The sequence below is a fragment of the Acidovorax sp. GW821-FHT10E04 genome, assembly GCF_059415185.1.
In genome coordinates, this window is record NZ_JBWKMT010000001.1 from 950,601 (window position 1) to 970,284 (window position 19,684).

The following is a 19,684-nucleotide window of genomic DNA, read 5'->3' on the forward strand; positions in this document are numbered from 1 at the left end:
CTGTACAGGATTCTAGACCTGCACAGTGCGCGCAAAACCGCACCCCGCTGTACATGGACGGTGCGCGGCGCGGCTTCCAGAATTCGCCCATTCCTTCATTCCGTGTTCACACCACCGCCCACCGCCATGCAGCAAGACCGCCACTTCACCAACGCCGCCCTCCTCGCCCGCCGCCATGCCGCCGTGGCCCGGGGCGTCGGCCAGGCCCACGACATCTTCGTCCAGAAGGCCCGCAACGCCGAACTGTGGGATGTGGAGGGCCGCCGCTTCATCGACTTCGCCGGCGGCATCGCCGTGCTCAACACCGGCCACCTGCACGCGGGTGTGATCGCCGCCGTGAAGGCACAGCTCGACCTGTACACCCACACCTGCTTCCAGGTGGTGGCGTACGAGCCCTACGTGGAAGTGTGCGAGCGCCTGAACACCCTGGCCCCGGGTGCGTTTGCCAAGAAGAGCCTGCTGCTCACCACCGGCGCCGAGGCCGTGGAAAACGCCATCAAGATCGCCCGCGCCCACACCCGGCGCCCCGGCGTGATCGCCTTCACGGGCGGCTACCACGGCCGCACCAACCTCACGCTGGGCCTGACCGGCAAAGTGGTGCCGTACAAGACGGGGTTTGGCCCCTTCCCCGGCGAGGTGTACCACGCCCTCTTCCCCAACGCACTGCATGGCATCAGCGTGGAGCAGGCGCTGCACTCGGTGGAGCTGATCTTCAAGAACGACATCGAGCCCGAGCGTGTGGCGGCCTTCATTCTTGAGCCCGTGCAGGGCGAAGGCGGCTTCTACGTGGCGCCACCCGAATTCATCACCGGACTCAAGGCCCTGGCAGACCGCCATGGCATCCTGCTGATCGCCGACGAAGTGCAGACCGGCGCAGGCCGCACCGGCACCTGGTTTGCGTGCGAGCAGTGGCCCGTGGCGCCGGACCTCATCACCACCGCGAAATCGCTGGCGGGCGGCTTTCCGCTGTCGGGGGTGGTGGGCCGCGCCGACGTCATCGACGCCCCGGCGGCCGGTGGCCTGGGCGGCACCTACGCGGGCAGCCCCGTCGCCTGCGCCGCAGCGCTGGCCGTGATCGAAGCCTTTGAGAAAGAAAACCTGCTGGCCCGCAGCCAGGACATGGGCGCGCTGCTGGTCAGGGCGCTGAAAGGCATGGCCGCCAAAGTACCCGCCATCGGCGACGTGCGCGGGCTGGGCGCGATGGTGGCCATCGAGCTGTTCGAGAACGGCGATGTCCACCGCCCCGACGCCGCGCTGACCAAGAAAGTCGTCGCCGAGGCCGCCCAGCGCGGGCTCATCCTGCTGTCGTGCGGAACCTACGGCAACGTGATCCGCATCCTGGTGCCGCTGACCGCCTCCAACGAGTTGCTCGACGAGGGCCTGGCCATCCTGGCCGACAGCTTTGCCGCGCTGGGCTGACATGCGGCCCGGCGTTCATTCTGCTTACAAGGTGCCCCCAACCATGAACCCATCGGCAGAGCCCCTGGTCCGCTTCAGCGGCGTGCAAAAGACGTACGACGGAGAACAACTGGTGGTGCGCGCGCTGGACCTGGACATCCAGCGCGGCGAGTTCCTGAGCCTGCTGGGGCCCTCGGGCTCGGGCAAGACCACCACGCTGATGATGCTGGCGGGGTTTGAGTCCCCCACCGCGGGCGACATCCTGCTCGATGGCAAGCAGATCACCGGCACGCCGCCCCACAAGCGCAACTTCGGCATGGTGTTCCAGAACTACGCGCTGTTCCCGCACCTCACCGTGGGGCAGAACGTGGCCTACCCGCTCACCGTGCGCAAGGTGCCCAGGGCCGAGCAGGCCGACCGCGTGAAGAAGGCCCTGGACATGGTGCGCCTGACCGGCATGGCCGACCGCCTGCCCGCGCGTCTGTCAGGGGGGCAGCAGCAACGCGTGGCCCTGGCCCGCGCCCTGGTGTTCAACCCCCAGCTCGTGCTGATGGATGAGCCGTTGGGCGCCCTGGACAAGCAGCTGCGCGAACACATGCAGATCGAGCTGAAGGAGCTGCACCGCCAGTTGGGCGTGACCTTCGTGTACGTGACCCACGACCAGGGCGAGGCGCTGACCATGAGCGACCGCGTGGCCGTGTTCAACGAAGGCGTCATCCAGCAGCTGGCCAGCGTGGAGGCGCTGTATGAAACCCCCGCCAACCGCTTCGTGGCCGGTTTCGTGGGCGACAGCACGGTGCTCACCGGCACCCTGCAGGGCGCGGGCGCCGAGACGGCCATCCAGCTGCCGGGCGGCCACCTGCTGCCCGGTGTCAACGTGAACCAGACCGCCCGGGGCGCCCCCGTGCAGGCCTGCGTGCGGCCCGAGCGCATCGTGCTGCACCCGCACTCGCACTACCCCAGGGGCTCGGCCGTCCCGGCGACCGTGGCGCGCACCATTTACTACGGCGACCACCAGCGCCTGATGTGCGACCTGGGCCACGGCCAGGAGCAGGCCGTGGTGAAACTGCCCCTGAACCCCACCGGCACGGGCATGCATCCGCAGCCGGGCGATGCCGTGCTGCTGGAGTTTCCACCGGCCTCCACGCGCATCTATGCCGTTTGAGCACTGTCCCCACACCCCCCTTTTCCGAGCCCTGTCCCCGAGTCCCCGTTCCTCCACAACCCAAGGAAAAACTGCACCATGAAAAAAAGCCTCATCGCCTGCGCCTCCCTGGCCGCCTGCCTGGCACTGCCCAGCTTCGCGCAGCAGCAACTCACCGTCGTGAACTTCGGTGGCGCCAACGCCAACGCCCAGAAGAAGGCCTTCTACGAGCCCTACGAAAAGCTGGGCAACAAGATCGTCGCCGTGGAATACAACGGCGAGCAGGCCAAGGTCAAGGCCATGGTCGAGGCCAGGAAGGTGACCTGGGACGTGGTGGAGCTCGAATCGCCCGACGCGGCGCGTGGCTGCGACGAGGGCCTGTATGAAAAGCTCGACTACAGCAAGATCGTGAGCAAGGCCGACCTGCTGCCCGCCGCCGTGTCCGACTGCGCCGTGGGCATCTTCGTGTGGTCCACCGTCATGGCCTACAACGGCGACAGGCTCAAGACCGCCCCCACCAGCTGGGCCGACTTCTGGGACACCAGGAAGATCCCCGGCAAGCGCGGCATGCGCAAGGGCGCGCGCTACAACCTCGAATTCGCGCTGATGGCCGATGGCGTGAAGCCCGCCGACGTGTACAAGGTGCTCGCCACCAAGGACGGCGCCGACCGCGCCTTCAAGAAGCTGACCGAACTCAAGCCCCACATCCAATGGTGGGAAGCCGGTGCCCAGGCACCGCAGTTCCTCGTGGCGGGCGACGTGGTGCTGACCACCGTGTTCAACGGCCGCATCGACGCGGCCAACCGCGAGGGCCGCAACCTCAAGATCTACTGGCCCGGCGGCATCTATGACCTGGATTACTGGGCCATCCCCAAGGGCACGCCGAACAAGGAGGCTGCGGTCAAGTTCATTGCCCACACCCTGCAGACCACCAGCCAGGCCGCCTACGCGCAGAACATCGCCTACGGCCCGGCCAACACCACGGCCCTCGCCAAGCTGGACAGGAAGGTGCTGGACGACCTGCCCACATCGGCCGCCAACGCCAAGGAAGCCATCCAGTTCGGCGTGAGCTTCTGGGCCGACCAGGGCGAAGCGCTGGAGAAACGCTTCGCCGCCTGGGCCACCCAGTAAGTCAGTAACCCGCACCCTCGGAGCGCAAGACACCATGCAAGCCTCTTCTGCCATCGCCCCCGCCGCGCTTGCGCTGGACGCCCACGCACCCGGCGCACTGCGCAAGGCGCTGTCGCGTGCCGAAGCGCGGCGCAAATGGCGGGCCTTTGCCCTGACCCTGCCCTTGCTGGTGTTCTTGCTGCTCACGCTGCTGGTCCCCATTGCCGCGCTGCTGCAGCGCGGGGTGGAGAACCCCGAGGTGGCCAACACGCTGCCCGCCACCATCGAGGCCTTGCATGGCTGGGACCGCCATGAGGCACCGGGCCCCGCTGCCTACGCCGCGCTCATGAAGGACCTGGCCCGCCTGCCCGACAGCTCTGACGCTGGCGCGCTGGCGCGCAGGCTGAACTCGGAAGTGCCCGGCGCGCGCTCGATGGTGATGGGCGCCTTCCGCGCCCTGCCCATGCAGGGCACGCCCGAATCCATCCGCGACCAGCTGCTCGGCAAGGACGCGCGCTGGGGCGAAGCACCTTTCTGGCGCGCCATCGCCAAGAACGGCGCGCGCTGGACGCCCGACTACCTGCTCGCCTCGGTGGACCTGCAGCGCGACGCGCTGGGCCAGGTCGAGCGCATGCCCGAGGAGCAGCGCGCGTTTGGCGGCATTTTGCTGCGCACCTTCCACATCAGCTTTGTGGTGACGCTGTTCTGCCTGCTGCTGGGCTACCCGCTGGCCTGGTGGCTGACCTCGCTGCCCGCGCGCCAGGCCAATGTGCTGATGATCCTGGTGCTGGTGCCGTTCTGGACCTCGATCCTGGTGCGGGTGGCCGCCTGGATCGTGCTGCTGCAGTCCGAAGGCCTGGTCAATCGCGGTTTGATGGGCCTGGGCCTCATCGAGCAGCCACTGGCGCTGCTGTTCAACCGCACGGGCGTGGTGATTGCGATGGTGCACATCCTGCTGCCGTTCATGGTGCTGCCGCTGTACAGCGTGATGAAAAGCGTGCCCCCCACCTACCTGCGCGCGGCGGTGTCGCTGGGCAGCTCGCCCATCGCCGCGTTCTTTCGCGTGTATGTGCCGCAAACCTACCCGGGTGTGGGCGCGGGTGCGCTGCTGGTGTTCATCCTGGCCATCGGCTACTACGTCACCCCCGCGCTGCTGGGCGGCGCCGACGACCAGATGCTGAGCTACTACATCGCCCGCTACACCAACGTGGAAGTGAACTGGGGCATGGCCTGTGCGCTGGGCGCCCTGCTGCTGGCCGCCACGCTGCTGCTGTACGGCGTGTACCGCCGCATTGGCAAGGCAGAACTGAGCCTGGGCTAAACACTTCTGAAGACCCTCACCATGCGCCATTTGCTCCCCCAATTCCCCCTGTACGCCACCTGGGCCGACAAGCTCGGCTGGTGGGCCGTGCGCGCCCTGTGCGTGGCCGTGCTGGTGTTTCTGCTGGCCCCCATCCTGGTGATGGTGCCGTTGTCGTTCTCCGAGAGTTCGTTCCTGGCCTACCCCATCCACGGCTGGTCGCTCAAGTGGTACCGCCACCTGTTCGATTCGCCCGAGTGGGCCCGCGCCACGCGCAACAGCTTCATCGTGGCGCCCGCGGCCACGCTGATCGCCACGGCCCTGGGCACCCTGGCGGCGGTGGGGCTGTCACGGGCGGACTTCCGCTTCAAGGGCCTGCTCATGGGCATCCTGATCGCGCCCATGGTGGTGCCCATCATCGTGGTGGGCGTGGGCACCTACCTGTACTTCGCGCCGCTGGGCCTGGCGGACAGCTATGCCGGCCTGATCATCGTGCACGCGGCGCTGGGGGCGCCGTTCGTGCTGACCACCGTGCTGGCCACGCTCGCGGGCTTCAACCACAACCTGGTGCGCGCGTCGCTGAGCCTGGGGGAAACGCCTTTCAACACCTTCTTTCGCGTCACGCTGCCGGTGATCGCGCCGGGGGTGATCTCGGGGGCGCTGTTCGCGTTCGCCACGTCGTTCGACGAAGTGGTGGTCACGCTCTTTCTGGCCGGCGCCGACCAGTCCACGCTGCCACGCCAGATGTTCAACGGCATCCGCGAGAACATCTCGCCCACCATCGCCGCCGTGGCCACGCTGCTCATCCTCTTCACCACCAGCCTGCTCCTGGCGCTGGAGTGGCTGCGCACGCGCAGGGGCTGAGCCACGGTGAAAACGGCCTGAATCCCTGCCTTCCTGAAAAACTGAAACACTGGCGACAGTGGGCCATTTCACCCGTGATAGCCTGCCCGCTGCGCCAATTTCAGGCCCCCGCCGCCCTGCCCGCCTTTGCCGGCGGCGAGCCCTTGCCTACCGCTCATCAACCCACTGCATCTGGAGAAATCTCATGGACATGAAGACCTCGCCCCTCGCCTTGCTCAACGACCCCAGCCTGCTCAAGACCGACGGCCTCATCAACGGCCGGTGGGTGGCGGGCGGCAGCCGCTTCGACGTGAACGACCCGGCCACCGGCCTCAAGCTGGCCGACGTGGCCAACCTGGGCCCCGCCGATGCCGAAGCCGCGATTGCCGCCGCCAATGCCGCCTGGGGCCCCTGGAAGATCAAGACCGCCAAGGAACGCAGCATCATCCTGCGCAAGTGGTTCGACCTGCTGATGGCCAACCAGGACGACCTGGGCCGCATCATGACCGCCGAACAAGGCAAGCCGCTGGCCGAAGCCAAGGGCGAGGTCGCCTATGGCGCCAGCTTTGTGGAATGGTTCGCCGAAGAGGCCAAGCGCGTGAACGGCGAGGTGCTGCCGCAGTTCGACAACAGCCGCCGCCTGATGGTGCTCAAGCAGCCCATCGGCGTGTGCGCCGCGATCACGCCCTGGAACTTTCCGCTGGCCATGATCACGCGCAAGGTGGCGCCCGCCCTGGCCGCCGGCTGCCCCGTGGTCATCAAGCCCGCCGAGCTCACGCCGCTCACGGCCCTGGCCGCCGCCGAGCTGGCCCTGCGTGCGGGCATCCCGGCTGGCGTGTTCAACATCCTGCCCGCCGACAGCGACAACTCGATCGCCATCGGCAAGGTGCTGTGCGCGAGCGACGTGGTGCGCCACATCAGCTTCACCGGCAGCACCGAGGTGGGCCGCATCCTGATGGCGCAGTCGGCCCCCACGGTCAAGAAGATGTCGCTGGAACTGGGCGGCAACGCGCCCTTCCTGGTGTTCGACGATGCGGACATCGACAGCGCCGTGGAAGGCGCGTTCGCCAGCAAGTACCGCAACGCGGGCCAGACCTGCGTGTGCACCAACCGCTTCTACGTGCAGGAAGGCGTGTACGACGAGTTCGTGGCCAAGTTCGCCGCCAAGGTCAAGACAGCCAAGGTGGGCAACGGCTTCGAGGCCGGCGTGAACCAGGGCCCGCTGATCGAGGAAGCCGCGCTGGCCAAGGTGCAGCGCCACGTGGACGATGCCATTGCCAAGGGCGGCCAGGTGGTGGCCGGTGGCCAGCGCCTCACCAGCCTGGGCTCGGGCCAGTTCTTCGAGCCCACGGTGGTGGCCAACGCCACGGCCGACATGCTGTGCGCACGCGAGGAAACCTTTGGCCCCTTTGCTCCGGTCTTCAAGTTCAAGACCGAGCAGGAGGCCATCGACGCGGCCAACCACACCGAGTTCGGCCTGGCCAGCTACTTCTACAGCCGCGACGTGGGCCGCATCTTCCGTGTGACCGAGGCGCTGGAATACGGCATGGTCGGCGCCAACGTGGGCATTCTGGCCACCGAGCACGTGCCCTTTGGCGGTGTCAAGCAGTCGGGCCTGGGCCGCGAAGGCTCGCACCACGGCATGGACGACTATGTGGAGATCAAGTACCTGTGCCTGGGCGATATCCAGAAGTGACCGGCCCCGGGCCGGGTACCTTTTTGATATGTTTTTGATAGCTGCTCGCGCTTTCTGGATAAGCGCTGGCGGCCAAAAATGCACTAATTCGCCCCCCATCCCTGGCGCCACGGGGCGGCCTTCGCGCGCAGGCCCGCCCACACCGCGAAGAACACCGCCGCCCCAAATACCCAGCCTGACAGCGCTCCGGCCATGCCGCCCGACAGCAGCGTGCCCATGGTGCAGCCCAGCCCCGTCATCGCGCCCCAGCCCAGCAACACGCCGCCCGACAGCCCCCGCGCGGCATCGCGCCAGGTGGGCCAGCGGGGGGCCATCTGGCGGCTGGCCAGCGCCGCGACAAAGGACCCCGCCACCAGCCCTGCCAGCAGCAAGGCATTGGGCGTGAGCCAGGTGGCTTGCGGCAAGGTGGCGCAGCCCGCGAAGCCGTCGAGCCCGTCGAGCCGCTCGGGAATCCACCCCTGCCCTTGCGCCCACTGGCGCGCCGCGCTGCCCAGCGTGGCCGTCACGCCCAGGGGCCGCATGCGCACGATGGCAAACGTGCCGATCAGCCCCACGGCCAGGCCCCCAACCCAGTAGTGCCAGCGCCCGGTCCACAGGTTGCGCCACACGGTGCCCAGGCCGGGCACGGGCTTCATCACCCCGGGTGCATCGCCCGCCGCGCCCTCCTGCGCAAAGCCACGCCACAGCCAGGCGCCCACCAGCGCCAGAGCGCCCCATTGCACCAGCAGCGCGCCCCCATACCCCAGGTGCGCGGGCAGCCACACCACGGGCGCATCGGCCACGCTCCAGCTGTACAGCGCATTCCAGGTCCTGAAGCCCGCGATGAAACCCAGCGCGGAGCCCAGCAGCGCGAAGGGCGACACCGCCGAGCCCTCGGCGAGCCGGTACCAGTGCGCGCTGATGCAGGAGCCCGAGACCACCATCCCCGCGCCAAACGAAAGCCCCGCCGCCACCAGCACCCAGCTCACCGGGCCGATGTGCATGTCCGGCGGCAGCTTGCCCGGCTGCGGCACGGGCAGCCAGCCGCCCAGCACCACGGTATGGCCCAACACACCCACGGCCAGCGCCAGCACGATGGCCAGCAGCCCGCGCGGGTTGCGGTCTTCGAACCAGTCGCGCGCGTGGCAGTAAAAACAAAAGCGCGAACGCTGCAGCACGACGCCAAGCACCGCGCCACAGGCCAGCGCAAACACCAGCGTGCGCCCGCCCGCCTGGCCCTGCAGCCACGGGACGGCCGCCAGCAGGGCGGCCAGCAGCGCCAGCGCGATATAGGAGGAAGTGGCTGGAACAGTGCGCAATGGAAGGCTCATGGGTCGTCGATGGTTCGCTGTGTGGCCCGCGCGGCCATCGCGGGCACCGAGAAAAAAAGCCCGCACGAAGCGGGCTGTAAAGGAGACCCCTACCAAAAAATCGTGGCCTTTCGCCGTCTCCCGATCGCCGCTTCATTCACCCCCTCAATCGCGGGCGTGGCACGGCCCGCGGGCTCATTTGGCCGCCCAGACGGTGCCCGCCGGATTCGTGATGGGAACGCCCACCGAGTTGCCATATTCCGTCCAGGAGCCGTCGTAGTTCTTCACGCTGTAGCCGAGGATCCTGGACAGCGCGAACCAGGTGTGGCTGGAGCGCTCGCCGATGCGGCAGTAGGTGATGATGGGCCGGCTGCCGTCCACGCCCGCGCTGGCATAGAGCTTCCTGAGCTCGTCGGCGGACTTGAAGGTACCGTCCTCCCTCACCGCCTGCCCCCATGGCACGTTGGCCGCGCCTGGAATGTGGCCCGCGCGGATGCTGAGCTCCGGCACACCGGCAGGCGCGAAGATCTTGCCGGTGTATTCATCCGCCGAGCGGATATCCACCAGCTTCGCATTGCTCTTGCCCTCGGCGGCGGCCAGCGCGTCCGCCAGGCGTGCGCGCAGCTGGGTATTGACCTGGCCCACCCTGTAGCTGCTGGCGGCGAACTCGGGCACGCGGTTGTTCAGGGGCAGGTTCTCGGCCTCCCACTTCTTGCGCCCGCCGTCGAGCAGCTTGACGTTCTTCACGCCGTAGATGTCGAACACCCAGGCCCCCCAGGCCGCAAACCAGTTGTTGGTGTCGCCATACAGCACCACCGTGGTCTCGGGCGACACGCCAGCCCTGGACAGCAGCGCCTCGAAGCCTTCCTTGCCCACGATGTCGCGCCGCACGCGGTCGTTGAGGTCCTGATGCCACGAGAAATTGACCGCCCCAGGCACATGGCCCCGCTCGTACAGGCCCGGGTTCACGCTCACCTCGACGATGCGCACCTGCTGGTTGTCGAGGTTCTGCGCGAGCCATTCGGTGGTCACCAGGGGGCCAGCGGGAATGGGAGTGGCGGCCCACAGCGCTTTGCAAAAGAGCACCGTGCTTCCTGCCACGCAGGCGCGAAGCCAGGCACGCCAGCCTGGTGGCATTGAGGGATTGCGTTGCATTGTCATTCGCGTCCTTTCGGTGAAGAGCCTGCGCCGCGCTGCAGGTGAAAGGAATTTAGAGCCCGCAGTGCATCAGACCAACCAACAAGATCGGCTATGCATATGCGTTTTGCGCGTTTGCACCAGGCGCCCGTCGGGGACCGGGCGGATGCTGCCTATAATTGCAGGCTTCGCGGGTGTAGTTCAATGGTAGAACGGCAGCTTCCCAAGCTTCATACGAGGGTTCGATTCCCTTCACCCGCTCCAGATTCTGAAACCTGCCCTGCATTGCTGCATGGCAGGTTTTTTTATTTGCGTCACCCGCAAGCCCTGCTGTACCTTGGCGGCGTCTCTTTAAAACCCAGCCCTCAGGGCAGGCCCAGCCGCTGCCCGCTCTCGAACACCCGCCGCGCACCCGACAGCGGGTCCACGAACTCCAGCGAGCGCGCCAGAAGCTGCAGCGGCCGTGAATAGTCGCCCTCGGGCGGATCGTTCACGACCGGGTAGAACGGGTCGTTGCGCAGCGGCAGCCCCAGGGCCGCCATGTGCACCCGCAGCTGGTGGCGCTTGCCCGTGACCGGCGACAGGCGGTAGCGCGCCCACCCGCTCGCGCCTGCCACGTCCAGCACCTCGATGCGCGTGTGGCTGTTGGGCTCGCCAGGGACTTCCTGCATGCGAAAGAACTGCGGGCTTTCCTCCAGCCGGCTGATGTGCTCCCGCGGAAAGGCGATATCCGCGCGCCAGGGGGCGATCGCGTCGTAGTGCTTGGTGATCTGGCGGTCGCGGAACAGCGCCTGGTAGGCCCCGCGCGTGCGCTGGTGCACCGACAGCAGCACCAGGCCCGCGGTGTCCCGGTCGATGCGGTGCAGGGGCGAAAGCTCCGGCAGGCCCAGCTGGCGCTTGAGCCGCACGAGCAGCGTGTTGTGAAGGTAGCGGCCGGACGGTGTCACGGGCATGAAATGCGGCTTGTCGGCCACTACCAGGTGCTCGTCCTGGTAAAGCACCGTTTCCGTGAAGGGCAGCGCGGGCTCCGCGGGCAGGCTGCGGTAGTAGTACAGCCTGAGGCCGCCTTCAAACGGGCGAGCGGGCGCCACGGGGTCGCCGCGCTCATCCACCACATCGCCCGCCTGCATGCGCCGCAGCCACTCCTCACGGGCCACCGCCGGGAGCCGCCGCGCCAGGAAGTCGAGCATGCTGCCCTGCCCCTGGCTGGGCAGCACCACGCAGCTGGGCCCCACGCCATCGCGCACGGCAGGGGCATGGGTATGGCGGGGGTTGTGCATGGTGGGCACATTTTATGAACCCTCTCCTTCGATGCCGCACAACCCGTCTGCACCCGAGAAGGCAGCCCCCTTGACCTTGCGCGGACCCGCCGGGGCCCACGGGCATGCGGGGTTCTTGCCCCTGTAGGACAAGGGCGGCAGTTGCGCCCGTGCTGCTGCGATACGCGCCGATGCGGGCTAGCATGAACGCCAAAAGGCCCCGTGGACGCGCACACCGCTCCCCCTGGGCCGGATGCGCTTACCGCTGAAAACACGCCCAACAGTCCCACTCCACACCCACGCTGCCCGCCGACTGACTTCATGCCATCCACACCTGCCGCGCCTTCCACCGACATGCCTAGCCCCGCCGTGGCCCAGGCCCGCCAGCGGCCTGCACCCGGCATCGGGAGGCGCCTTGTGGTGTGGACCTTGTGGGCCGTCGGGCTGGTGGCGATGGTGCTGGTGCTGCTGGGGGTCCTGCTCGCCTGGATCGACTGGAACCGCGCGAAGCCCTGGGTCAATGAAAAAGTGAGCGAAGCCACGGGCCGGCATTTTGCGATCGAAGGTGACTTGTCCGCGCAATGGCGCTGGCCCCAGCCCCTGGAAGAAGGGTGGCAGCGCTGGGTGCCGGGCGTCACGGTGAAGGCCGAACGCCTGGTCATGGACAACCCCTCCGGATTCACGCCCCCCTTCCAGCGTGCCAATGGCAAAGCGGTTTCAAAAGGCGCAGCCGGCCCGGCCGAGACGGCCGGCAAGACCGACGGCAGCCCAGCCACCATGGCCCGCATCGGCAGCGCGACCGCCACCGTGCGCCTGCTGCCCCTGCTGGGGCGGCATCTTTCCATCGACACCGTGGCGCTCACCGGCCCCCAGGTGGCGCTGGCCCGCACGGCCAGCGGTGCGAGCAACTGGACCTTCGAGCGCAAGGACGGGCCCAGGAGCGGATGGAGCTTCGACGTGGACCGGCTGGTGGTCCACCAGGGCGTCCTGGCCTATGCCGACGGCATGAAGGACCTGGACCTGCAGGCCCGCATTGACACCACCGAGCCGGTGCTCCCCGGCGGGCCGGCGGCCACGCCATCCGGCACCTCCGCCGCCGCATCGACCCCGGCGCAGCCCGCGCTGGCGCGGGCATCCTCATCCGCGAGCGCCGCTGCCTCCGGGGCCGATGCGGCGGCGGGGCCGGTGCCCTATGGCCTGCGCTTCGAACTGCAGGGCCGGTATGCCAAGGCCCAGGTCAGGGGCCAGGGGCGAGCGGGCCAGGTCATCAGCCTGCGCAACAAGGTGGTGAACTACCCCCTTCAGATCGACGCCAGCGCCGGCAGCGTGTCGCTGTCGGCGCAAGGAATTCTGGCCAACCCTGGCGCATTGTCCGGCCTGGACTTCCAGGTCCGGCTCAAGGGCGGCAGCATGGCCGACCTGTACGACCTGACCGGGCTGGTGCTGCCCAACACCCCGCCCTTCGAGACCACCGGCCGGCTGACCGGGAGCCTGGAGCCCGAACGGGCGGTCTGGGAATACAACGGCTTCCGAGGCAAGGTGGGCCAGAGCGATCTTCAGGGGTCGCTCAAGTACACGTCGGGCAAGCCGCGCCCACGGCTCACCGGGACGATGGCGTCCAACCAGTTGCGCCTGGCGGACCTGGGGCCGACCATCGGGACCACCAAGTCCGACAACACGCACCGTGGCCGCGACCAGCGTGGCAAGGTGCTGCCGGACTCCAAGTTCGCGGCCGAGCGCTGGAATGCCATGGACATGGACATCGTGTTCAAGGGCCGCCACATCATCCGCCCCGAGAGCCTGCCGCTGGAAGACCTGAGCGTGCGGGCCGTGATGGAAAACGCGCAGCTCAAGCTCGCGCCCCTCACGTTTGGCGTGGCGCAGGGCAAGATCGAATCGCAGGTGAGCATCGACGGGCGCGCCGCGCCCTTGAAGGCGCAGATACGCGGCACCGTGCAGGGCTTGCAGCTTTCGGCGCTGTTCCCCAAGGTACAGCTCATGCAGAAGAGTTTTGGCCACATGGACGGCGCCATCGCACTGGAGAGCCGCGGCAACAGCCTGGCCGGACTGCTGGGCCAGGGCACGGGCGAGATGCGCCTGTACGTGCGGGACGGCACGCTGAGCAAGCAGATGCTGGACCTGGCCGCGCTGAACGTGGGCAGCATCATCGTGGGCAAGCTCTTTGGTGAAAACAAGGAAGTGCACCTGCGCTGCGCGGTGGCCGATTTCACGGTGGTGGACGGCCTGGCGACCACGCGCGTGGTGAAGATGAGCACCGAAGACGCGATCGTCGAGGCCACCGGCACCATCGACCTGGGCACCGAGGAGATGAACCTGCGCATCAAGCCCGAGTCGCTGCAATGGAAGTTCTTCTCGCTGCGCTCGCCCTTGTACGTGAAAGGCACGTTCGGCGACCCGAAGGTCGGCGTGGAAGCCGGCCCGCTGCTGCTGCGCGCGGGCGCGGCGGTGGTGGCAGCGGCCGTGGCTCCCGCCGCGTTGGCGCTGGTGCCCATCACCGTGCCCGCGGCCGACGACGACACGCATTGCAAGCCCCTGCTGGATCTCGCCAGGGAACCCGTCCGGCCAGGCGCCCAGGGGGCCGCGGGCACCGCCTCGCAACCTGCGCGGCAGGCCGCCAGCAAAGCATCGCCCGCGCGCTGACCTGACCGGACGGCGCCCGGTCAATTGCGGGTCAGGGGGGCCACCCTCCTTCATCAATGGAAATCGCGGCTCCCCTGCAGCGCATGGGCCATGCGGCCGAGCAGCGGGGTCAGGTCCTTGAAACGCTGGGCCACCAGGTGGCGCACCACCGTGGGTGCCGGCGCCTGCGGGGACGATGGCGGAATGGAACCCGGGGCGGGCGCGCCGTCGCCTTCCGGCACGCTGCACTGCCACATGCCTTCCACCGCCAGCAACTGCGAGCGCAGCAGCGCGTTGCGCCAGGTGTCCACCAGCGCGGGCCACACGATCACATTCACGGGGCCGGTCTCGTCTTCGAGCGTGACGAACATCGTGCCCTTGGCCGTGCCGGGGCGCTGGCGCACGGTGACGATGCCGCAGGCGCGCACCTTGCGGCCATGGGGTACGGCATTCAATTGCAGCGCGCTCAGCAGGCGCCAGCGGTCCAGGCGCGGGCGCAGCAGGGCCAGCGGGTGGCGGCGCAGCGTGAGGCCGGTGGCGGCGTAGTCGAACAGGATTTCCTCCCCTTCGGGCGCGGCTGGCAAGGCAAGCGGCGCTTCGTGCACGGGCACATCGCGCAGCAACGCGGGGGCGGGGTGCTGCGCGGCAGCGTCCCACATCTGCTGGCGCCGGTGGCCCGAAAGGCTGGCCAGGGCATCGGCAGCGGCCAGAGCCTGCAGGTCCTGCGGGCTCAGGCGGGCCCGCAGGGCCAGGTCTTCGGTATTGGCAAAGGCAGGGCCCGTGACGCGGACTTGCACCAGGCGTTTGGCAGCCTCTTCCTGCAGGCTGCCCACCAGCCGCAGGCCGAGGCGCACAGCAGGCTGCGGTAGCAGTGGCGCGGGCAGCCCCTTGGCAGGCCGCAAGTATTCGGCCGGACCTTCCAGCGTGCAATCGTGGTGGCTGAGGGTCACGTCGACGGGCAGCACGCGCACGCCGTGGCGGCGCGCGTCCTGCACCAGTTGTGAGGCGGTGTAGAAACCCATGGGCAGCGAGTTGAGCAGCGCGGCCAGAAAACACGCGGGCTCGTGGCATTTGAGCCAGCTGCTGGCATAGGCCAGCAAGGCAAAGCTGTGGGCGTGGCTTTCGGGAAAGCCGTATTCGCCGAAGCCCAGCATCTGCTGGAAGATGCGGTCGGCGAATTCGGCGGCATAACCACGGGCGACCATGCCGTCTTTCAACGGCTTTTCAAACCGGTGCACGCCCCCCTTGCGCTTCCAGGCCGCCATTGAGCGGCGCAGGTCATCGGCTTGGCCCGGCGTGAAACCGGCGGCATCGATGGAGATCTGCATCACCTGTTCCTGGAAGATGGGCACACCCAGCGTGCGTTCGAGCGCGTTGCGCAGCTCCGGGTACTCCAACGGAAAAGGCTCCGTGCTGCCCGCACTGCGCATCTGCCGCTCGACCTCTCGCGCCTTCAGGTACGGATGCACCATGCCACCCTGGATGGGCCCGGGCCGCACGATGGCCACCTCCACCACCAGGTCGTAGAACTTGCGCGGCCGCAGGCGCGGCAGCATGCTCATCTGCGCGCGGCTCTCGATCTGGAACACGCCCACGGTGTCGGCGGCGCAGATCATGTCGTAGGTGGCAGGGTCTTCGCGGGGGATGCCCTTGAGATCCCAGCGCTCACCGCGCAAGGCATCGCGCAAATCCAGGCAGCGGCGCAAGGCACTGAGCATGCCCAGGGCCAGCACATCGACCTTGAGCAAGCCCATGGTGTCCAGGTCGTCCTTGTCCCACTGGATGACGGAACGATCCTCCATGCTCGCCGGCTCCACCGGCACCAGGCGCGTGAGCTTGCCCTGCGTGAGCACGAAACCGCCCACATGCTGGCTCAGGTGGCGCGGAAAGCCTTTCAGGTCCGCCGCCAGTTCCAGCCACAGCTGGGCCGTGTGCCGGTGCAGCGGTGCGCCCAGGCTTTCCGCCAGTTCCTGCAGCCGGTCGGTGGCGAACTGTTCGTCAAACCAGTGGTGGTCCTTGGCAAAGGCATCGACCAAGGCCGGCGCCACACCCAGGGCCTTGCCCACATCGCGCAGGGCACTGCGCGTGCGGTAGGTGGTGACCACCGCAGCGATGGCGGCGCGCTCGCGGCCGTATTTTTCGTAGATGTACTGGATGACCTCCTCGCGCCGGTCGTGCTCGAAGTCCACGTCGATGTCGGGCGGCTCCTTGCGCTCCTTGCTGATGAAGCGCTCGAACAGCAGGTTGGTGTTCTCGGGCGGGACGGCCGTGATGCCCAGCATGTAGCAGACCACCGAGTTCGCCGCCGAACCGCGCCCCTGGCACAGGATCCCCTGGCTGCGCGCGTAGCGCACGATGTCATGCACCGTGAGGAAGTACATCTCGTACTGGCAGTGCGCGATCAGATTCAGCTCCTTGCGGATCTGCACCCGCACCTTCTCTGGCGCGCCTTGCGGGTATTCGCCTCGCACGCCCACATCCACCAGCCAGGCCAGGGCCTGCGCGGGCGTCATGCCGGCAGGCACGGTCTCCAGCGGGTACTGGTACTTGATTTCATCCAGGCGGAAAGTGCAGCGCCCCGCCACCGTGAGCGTGGCGTCCAGCAACTCGGGCGGGTAGATGCCCGCCAGCCGCACGCGCCGGCGCAGGTGGCGCTCGGCATTGGGCTGCAGCGCAAAACCACATTCGCCCACGCTGCAGCCCAGGCGCACGGCGGTGATCACGTCCTGCAGCGGCTTGCGCGAACGGGCGTGCATGTGCACATCGCCCGCTGCCACCAGTGGCAAGCCCAGCGCCGCGCCCGCACGCTGCAGCGTGGCCAGCCACAGGCTGTCGTCCGGGGCCAGGTGCAGCTCGACCGCCAGCCAGAGGTGGCCGTCAAAATATGAGCCAAATTGGCCTTTGGCGCTGGATAGGCAAGCGCTGACAGCTATCAAATCAGAAGCATCAAAGCCATGCCGGCAGGGGAACAGCAACAATTCGCACCCCTTCAAAGCCGCCCATGGGCTGGCCGCGCCCACGTGGTACTGCCCCTTGGGCGCGGCCGCGCGGGCGGCGGTGATGAACTCGCACAGGTTGCCCCAGCCCTCGGCATCCCGCGCCAGCACCACCACCCGCAGATCGCCCCACACAAACTCGCTGCCCACGATGAGGTGCAAGCCGCATTCCAGGGCCGCCTCCCAGGCCCGCACCACGCCCGCGACGGAGCATTCGTCGGTCAGTGCCAGCGCCCGGTAGCCCAGCTCCAGCGCACGCGCCACGAGTTCCTGCGGGTGCGATGCCCCGCGCTGAAAGCTGAAGTTGGACAGGCAATGCAGCTCGGCGTAGTCCGGCAACCCGGCCACAGCGGCATTCCCTGGCATGGGCGAAGACATGGTGAAACTCCCTGGCGCCATCATCCGAAGATTCCATGCAGGAACCAGCGGTGGGGGCGCGCCGCGGCCCGCGCGCCCTCCGGCACGGATGCCAGGCGCTCGCGAAACACCCACACCAGCCCCGCCACATCGTTGTGCGCGACGAAGTAGTCGCGCAAGGCCAGGCCGGCGCAGGGATGGGCCGGGTCTGCATCGTCGCTGCCGGCCCCAGACCACCAGCCCGCCTCGAAGCGGTGGGGACCGGCCAGCAGGCGCAGCAGGCCGTGGTGGCACGGGCGGTTGCCCTGCACGGCCAGGCGCCGTGGCGGGTTCAGCAGCCAGGTGGGCTGCAGCAGCCCGCCGGGCGTGGCGTCCAGGGCCGCGTCGGAAGCGCTGGCGGATGCACCCCGGGCCGCGGGGCGGGGGGGCACCGCCACGCGCAGCACCTCGGCCGCCGGGCGCCACTGCTGCATGCGCTCGGGGCGGTGGTCGGCCTGCAGCACCGGCGCCTGCACATGCTCGGCCCCCAGCCGGGCGGACAGGCGCTCGAGCAGCTGGTGCAAGGCCTCGCCTTGCACGCCACCCGGCAGGCCCGGGTCGCTGCCCCCACGGCCATCCGGCGGCAGGAGGCTGGCGCTGCGGTGCGCCAGCGGGGCCGCATCCAGCAGGCGCAGCCTGATCTGGTTCGCTGGCGCGGCCAGCGTGGTCCGCGCCAGGTTTTCCGCCAGGAGCCGCCGCAGATGCGCCATGTCCTGCGTGGCCTGCGCCGTGCGCACCTGCAGCGCCTGCACGGGCGCGATCATCACGCCGTCGATGCGCCGCAGGTCGTGGCGCCACGCCAGCTCCAGCCCCAGCACACCTTGCTGGCGTGCCTGCAGCCAGCCATGCAGGGCCGCGATGCCACGGTGGGCACTCCAGAGCAGCGCATCGGCCGACGCCGCCAGCGCGGGCAGCTCCAGGGTCAGCGCGAACTGTTCGGGCAGTTCCAGCCACGCATGCGCTTCGGGGGCATCGCCAAAGGCCTGGTCCAGGGCCCGCAGCACCCCCGCGCCAAAGCGCCGCGAGACCCCCGGACGCGGCAGCGCACGCAGCGCCCCCCAGGTGCGGCAGCCCATGCGCTCCAGGCTGGCCACATGCGGGCGCAAGGCGGTCAGCGCATGCAAGGGCAGCCCTGGCGGCCCCTGCGCAGGCGGCGCCCGGCCCGCCAGGGCCAGCCTCAGAAAGCCGTGCGCCACCAGCGCCGTGGGGCCGCAGCCCCACGGCGGCTGCGCACAGGGCCTGCTTCCTTCAGAAAAAACAGGCTCTCCCTGCCCGCCCGAGGTGGAAGCCGCCACGGCCCAGGCCTGCAGCACCTGCGCCAGCAAGACATCGCGCCCGCCCCAAAGCCGTTCGGTGGAGGACACTTCCAGCAGCACGGCCTCATCGTCCACCAGCGCCACGCGCGGTGTAAAACGCAGCGCCCACCAGCCCGCCGACGGCTCCATCGCCACGGCGGCTCCTGCCAGCGCCGTGGAACCGCCCTCCCTCTCATCCGGCCGTGGCCATGGCAGCGCGATCCAGTGCATGCCCCCTCCCCCCTGGCGATGCGGGCGCGGGCGCCCGACGCGGCACGGCGCCCCCGGCGGGGAGTGCAACGGCCAATGCGCCCCGGCCTTCCTCCATCATGCCCACCGCCGCGGCCTGGGCAGCACGCCGCCGTTCGGCCTGCGCCGCCAGCACCTGCGCCAGCAGAAGGTGGCATCCGGGCAATGGCAGCCCCTGCGCCAGGGGCGGCCCCCGGCGCTTGAGAATGTGCACCTGCATCCCGGGGAACACGGGCGTGCCCGCGGGCATGGGCATGCCCTGGACTTGCAGCCGCAGCAAGGCTGGCGACGCCTGGGGGGCCGCGCTGACGGGCCGAAACACCCACAGCAGCTGCTGTTGCTGGGCCGCGGCCAGCTGCAGCCGGCGCAAGGCCGCCGGCTGTGCCTGCGGCAGCCAGGCCATGACGGCCAGCACATCCCGGCACCGCAGCGCCTGCTCGGCGGCCCACAGCGCCGACATGGCCGTATCCGCCCGCACCAGGCCCAGCCGCCCGGGGGGCAGCCCCTGGGCCTGGAGCGCCGGGCCAAAAGGCTCGCACGGGGGCGCCACCACGACCACGGCCCCATGCCGCGCGGCCGTGGCCTGGGCCAGGGCGGGCAGCACCAGCTGCCATTCATGCAGGCCCGCCAAGGGCTGCAACACCTCGCTCAGCGCCCCGACAGGCCACCCTCCACCCGGTAGCTGCGCATCCAGCAGCGCATACCCCGTGGATTGCGCCTGGTGCTGTCCCGTGCCCACCAGCCCGTCCGCGTGCCAGACGCCAGGCACGGCAAATGGCAGATCGGAGGCGACAACCCGCGGGGAGTGACGTTGCGCAGGCATGGTGGGAAGAGAGGGTCCGAAAACACGAATACTGTAAATATAACCAGTATTTTGCCAGCAGCATGAAAACCTCGGAAAGGCCCGGGAAGGCCCTGCCATTCAGAGCTGG

The 19,684-nt window shown here is 68.8% G+C and carries 13 protein-coding genes and 1 tRNA gene; 8 read left to right on the forward strand and 6 right to left on the reverse strand.

The features are described from left to right. Nucleotides 1-126: 126 nt before the first annotated feature. The 6 genes from gabT (at nt 127) to AC07OC_RS04365 (ending at nt 7,491) form a co-directional block, all read left to right on the forward strand. Complete coding sequence (gene gabT / locus AC07OC_RS04340; RefSeq protein WP_218338696.1) at nt 127-1,419, forward strand: 4-aminobutyrate--2-oxoglutarate transaminase; 1,293 nt, start codon at nt 127-129, stop codon at nt 1,417-1,419. Between the two features lie 43 nt (nt 1,420-1,462). Further along, the gene (locus tag AC07OC_RS04345; RefSeq protein WP_218295181.1) at nt 1,463-2,563 is read left to right on the forward strand and encodes an ABC transporter ATP-binding protein; all 1,101 of its coding nucleotides are present in this window, start codon (nt 1,463-1,465) and stop codon (nt 2,561-2,563) included. 78 nt (nt 2,564-2,641) lie between these two features. After that, nucleotides 2,642-3,673, forward strand: coding sequence for an ABC transporter substrate-binding protein (locus AC07OC_RS04350; protein WP_218338697.1), 1,032 nt, complete (start codon nt 2,642-2,644; stop codon nt 3,671-3,673). A gap of 34 nt (nt 3,674-3,707) precedes the next feature. Then, nucleotides 3,708-4,973 carry an ABC transporter permease gene (locus tag AC07OC_RS04355; RefSeq protein WP_218338698.1) on the forward strand — a complete coding sequence of 422 codons (1,266 nt, stop codon included), beginning with the start codon at nt 3,708-3,710 and terminating at the stop codon, nt 4,971-4,973. A gap of 21 nt (nt 4,974-4,994) precedes the next feature. Further along, nucleotides 4,995-5,816: an ABC transporter permease gene (locus tag AC07OC_RS04360; protein WP_494600428.1), complete on the forward strand. Its 822-nt coding sequence runs from the start codon at nt 4,995-4,997 to the stop codon at nt 5,814-5,816. A 184-nt stretch (nt 5,817-6,000) separates the two neighbouring features. Continuing rightward, nucleotides 6,001-7,491, forward strand: coding sequence for an NAD-dependent succinate-semialdehyde dehydrogenase (locus AC07OC_RS04365; RefSeq protein WP_304505114.1), 1,491 nt, complete (start codon nt 6,001-6,003; stop codon nt 7,489-7,491). A gap of 83 nt (nt 7,492-7,574) precedes the next feature. Here the strand turns inward: AC07OC_RS04365 and AC07OC_RS04370 are convergent, their stop codons facing one another. Continuing rightward, a complete protein-coding gene (locus tag AC07OC_RS04370; RefSeq protein WP_494600429.1) occupies nt 7,575-8,801 on the reverse strand; it encodes a YeeE/YedE family protein in 1,227 nt (408 codons plus the stop codon). Nucleotides 8,802-8,975: 174 nt separating this feature from the next. Beyond that, complete coding sequence (locus AC07OC_RS04375; RefSeq protein ID WP_218295186.1) at nt 8,976-9,941, reverse strand: sulfurtransferase; 966 nt, start codon at nt 9,939-9,941, stop codon at nt 8,976-8,978. Nucleotides 9,942-10,107: 166 nt separating this feature from the next. Between AC07OC_RS04375 and AC07OC_RS04380 the strand changes: the two genes are divergently transcribed. Next, a tRNA-Gly gene (locus tag AC07OC_RS04380) sits at nt 10,108-10,181 on the forward strand. Nucleotides 10,182-10,282: 101 nt separating this feature from the next. Here the strand turns inward: AC07OC_RS04380 and AC07OC_RS04385 are convergent. Next, nucleotides 10,283-11,197: a pseudouridine synthase gene (locus AC07OC_RS04385; RefSeq protein ID WP_218295187.1), complete on the reverse strand. Its 915-nt coding sequence runs from the start codon at nt 11,195-11,197 to the stop codon at nt 10,283-10,285. Between the two features lie 300 nt (nt 11,198-11,497). Here AC07OC_RS04385 and AC07OC_RS04390 point away from each other — a divergent pair, with 300 nt between their 5' ends. After that, nucleotides 11,498-13,837: an AsmA family protein gene (locus AC07OC_RS04390; RefSeq protein ID WP_494600430.1), complete on the forward strand. Its 2,340-nt coding sequence runs from the start codon at nt 11,498-11,500 to the stop codon at nt 13,835-13,837. Nucleotides 13,838-13,890: 53 nt separating this feature from the next. Here AC07OC_RS04390 and AC07OC_RS04395 read toward each other — a convergent pair whose 3' ends face one another. From AC07OC_RS04395 to imuA, 3 genes are read right to left on the reverse strand one after another with little or no spacing between them, the layout of a single operon-like run. Next, on the reverse strand, nt 13,891-17,190 hold the full coding sequence (locus AC07OC_RS04395; RefSeq protein ID WP_494600431.1) for an error-prone DNA polymerase: 3,300 nt from the start codon (nt 17,188-17,190) through the stop codon (nt 13,891-13,893). 20 nt (nt 17,191-17,210) lie between these two features. Then, nucleotides 17,211-18,734, reverse strand: a complete 1,524-nt coding sequence (locus AC07OC_RS04400) for a DNA polymerase Y subunit UmuC family protein (RefSeq protein WP_494600432.1) — start codon at nt 18,732-18,734, stop codon at nt 17,211-17,213. Beyond that, nucleotides 18,697-19,575: a translesion DNA synthesis-associated protein ImuA gene (imuA, locus tag AC07OC_RS04405; RefSeq protein WP_218295188.1), complete on the reverse strand. Its 879-nt coding sequence runs from the start codon at nt 19,573-19,575 to the stop codon at nt 18,697-18,699. The genes AC07OC_RS04400 and imuA overlap by 38 nt, the downstream gene beginning before the upstream one ends. Between the last annotated feature and the right edge of the window lie 109 nt (nt 19,576-19,684).

Bases quoted from the DNA above. Each gene is read 5' to 3' on its own strand.
- AC07OC_RS04385 (WP_218295187.1), bottom strand. From the start codon at position 11,197: ATGCACAACCCCCGCCATACCCATGCCCCTGCCGTGCGCGATGGCGTG.
- AC07OC_RS04345 (WP_218295181.1), top strand. From the start codon at position 1,463: ATGAACCCATCGGCAGAGCCCCTGGTCCGCTTCAGCGGCGTGCAAAAG.
- AC07OC_RS04370 (WP_494600429.1), bottom strand. From the start codon at position 8,801: ATGAGCCTTCCATTGCGCACTGTTCCAGCCACTTCCTCCTATATCGCG.
- AC07OC_RS04395 (WP_494600431.1), bottom strand. From the start codon at position 17,190: ATGTCTTCGCCCATGCCAGGGAATGCCGCTGTGGCCGGGTTGCCGGAC.
- AC07OC_RS04400 (WP_494600432.1), bottom strand. From the start codon at position 18,734: ATGCACTGGATCGCGCTGCCATGGCCACGGCCGGATGAGAGGGAGGGC.
- AC07OC_RS04390 (WP_494600430.1), top strand. From the start codon at position 11,498: ATGCCATCCACACCTGCCGCGCCTTCCACCGACATGCCTAGCCCCGCC.
- AC07OC_RS04350 (WP_218338697.1), top strand. From the start codon at position 2,642: ATGAAAAAAAGCCTCATCGCCTGCGCCTCCCTGGCCGCCTGCCTGGCA.
- AC07OC_RS04355 (WP_218338698.1), top strand. From the start codon at position 3,708: ATGCAAGCCTCTTCTGCCATCGCCCCCGCCGCGCTTGCGCTGGACGCC.
- AC07OC_RS04375 (WP_218295186.1), bottom strand. From the start codon at position 9,941: ATGACAATGCAACGCAATCCCTCAATGCCACCAGGCTGGCGTGCCTGG.
- gabT (WP_218338696.1), top strand. From the start codon at position 127: ATGCAGCAAGACCGCCACTTCACCAACGCCGCCCTCCTCGCCCGCCGC.
- AC07OC_RS04360 (WP_494600428.1), top strand. From the start codon at position 4,995: ATGCGCCATTTGCTCCCCCAATTCCCCCTGTACGCCACCTGGGCCGAC.
- imuA (WP_218295188.1), bottom strand. From the start codon at position 19,575: ATGCCTGCGCAACGTCACTCCCCGCGGGTTGTCGCCTCCGATCTGCCA.
- AC07OC_RS04365 (WP_304505114.1), top strand. From the start codon at position 6,001: ATGGACATGAAGACCTCGCCCCTCGCCTTGCTCAACGACCCCAGCCTG.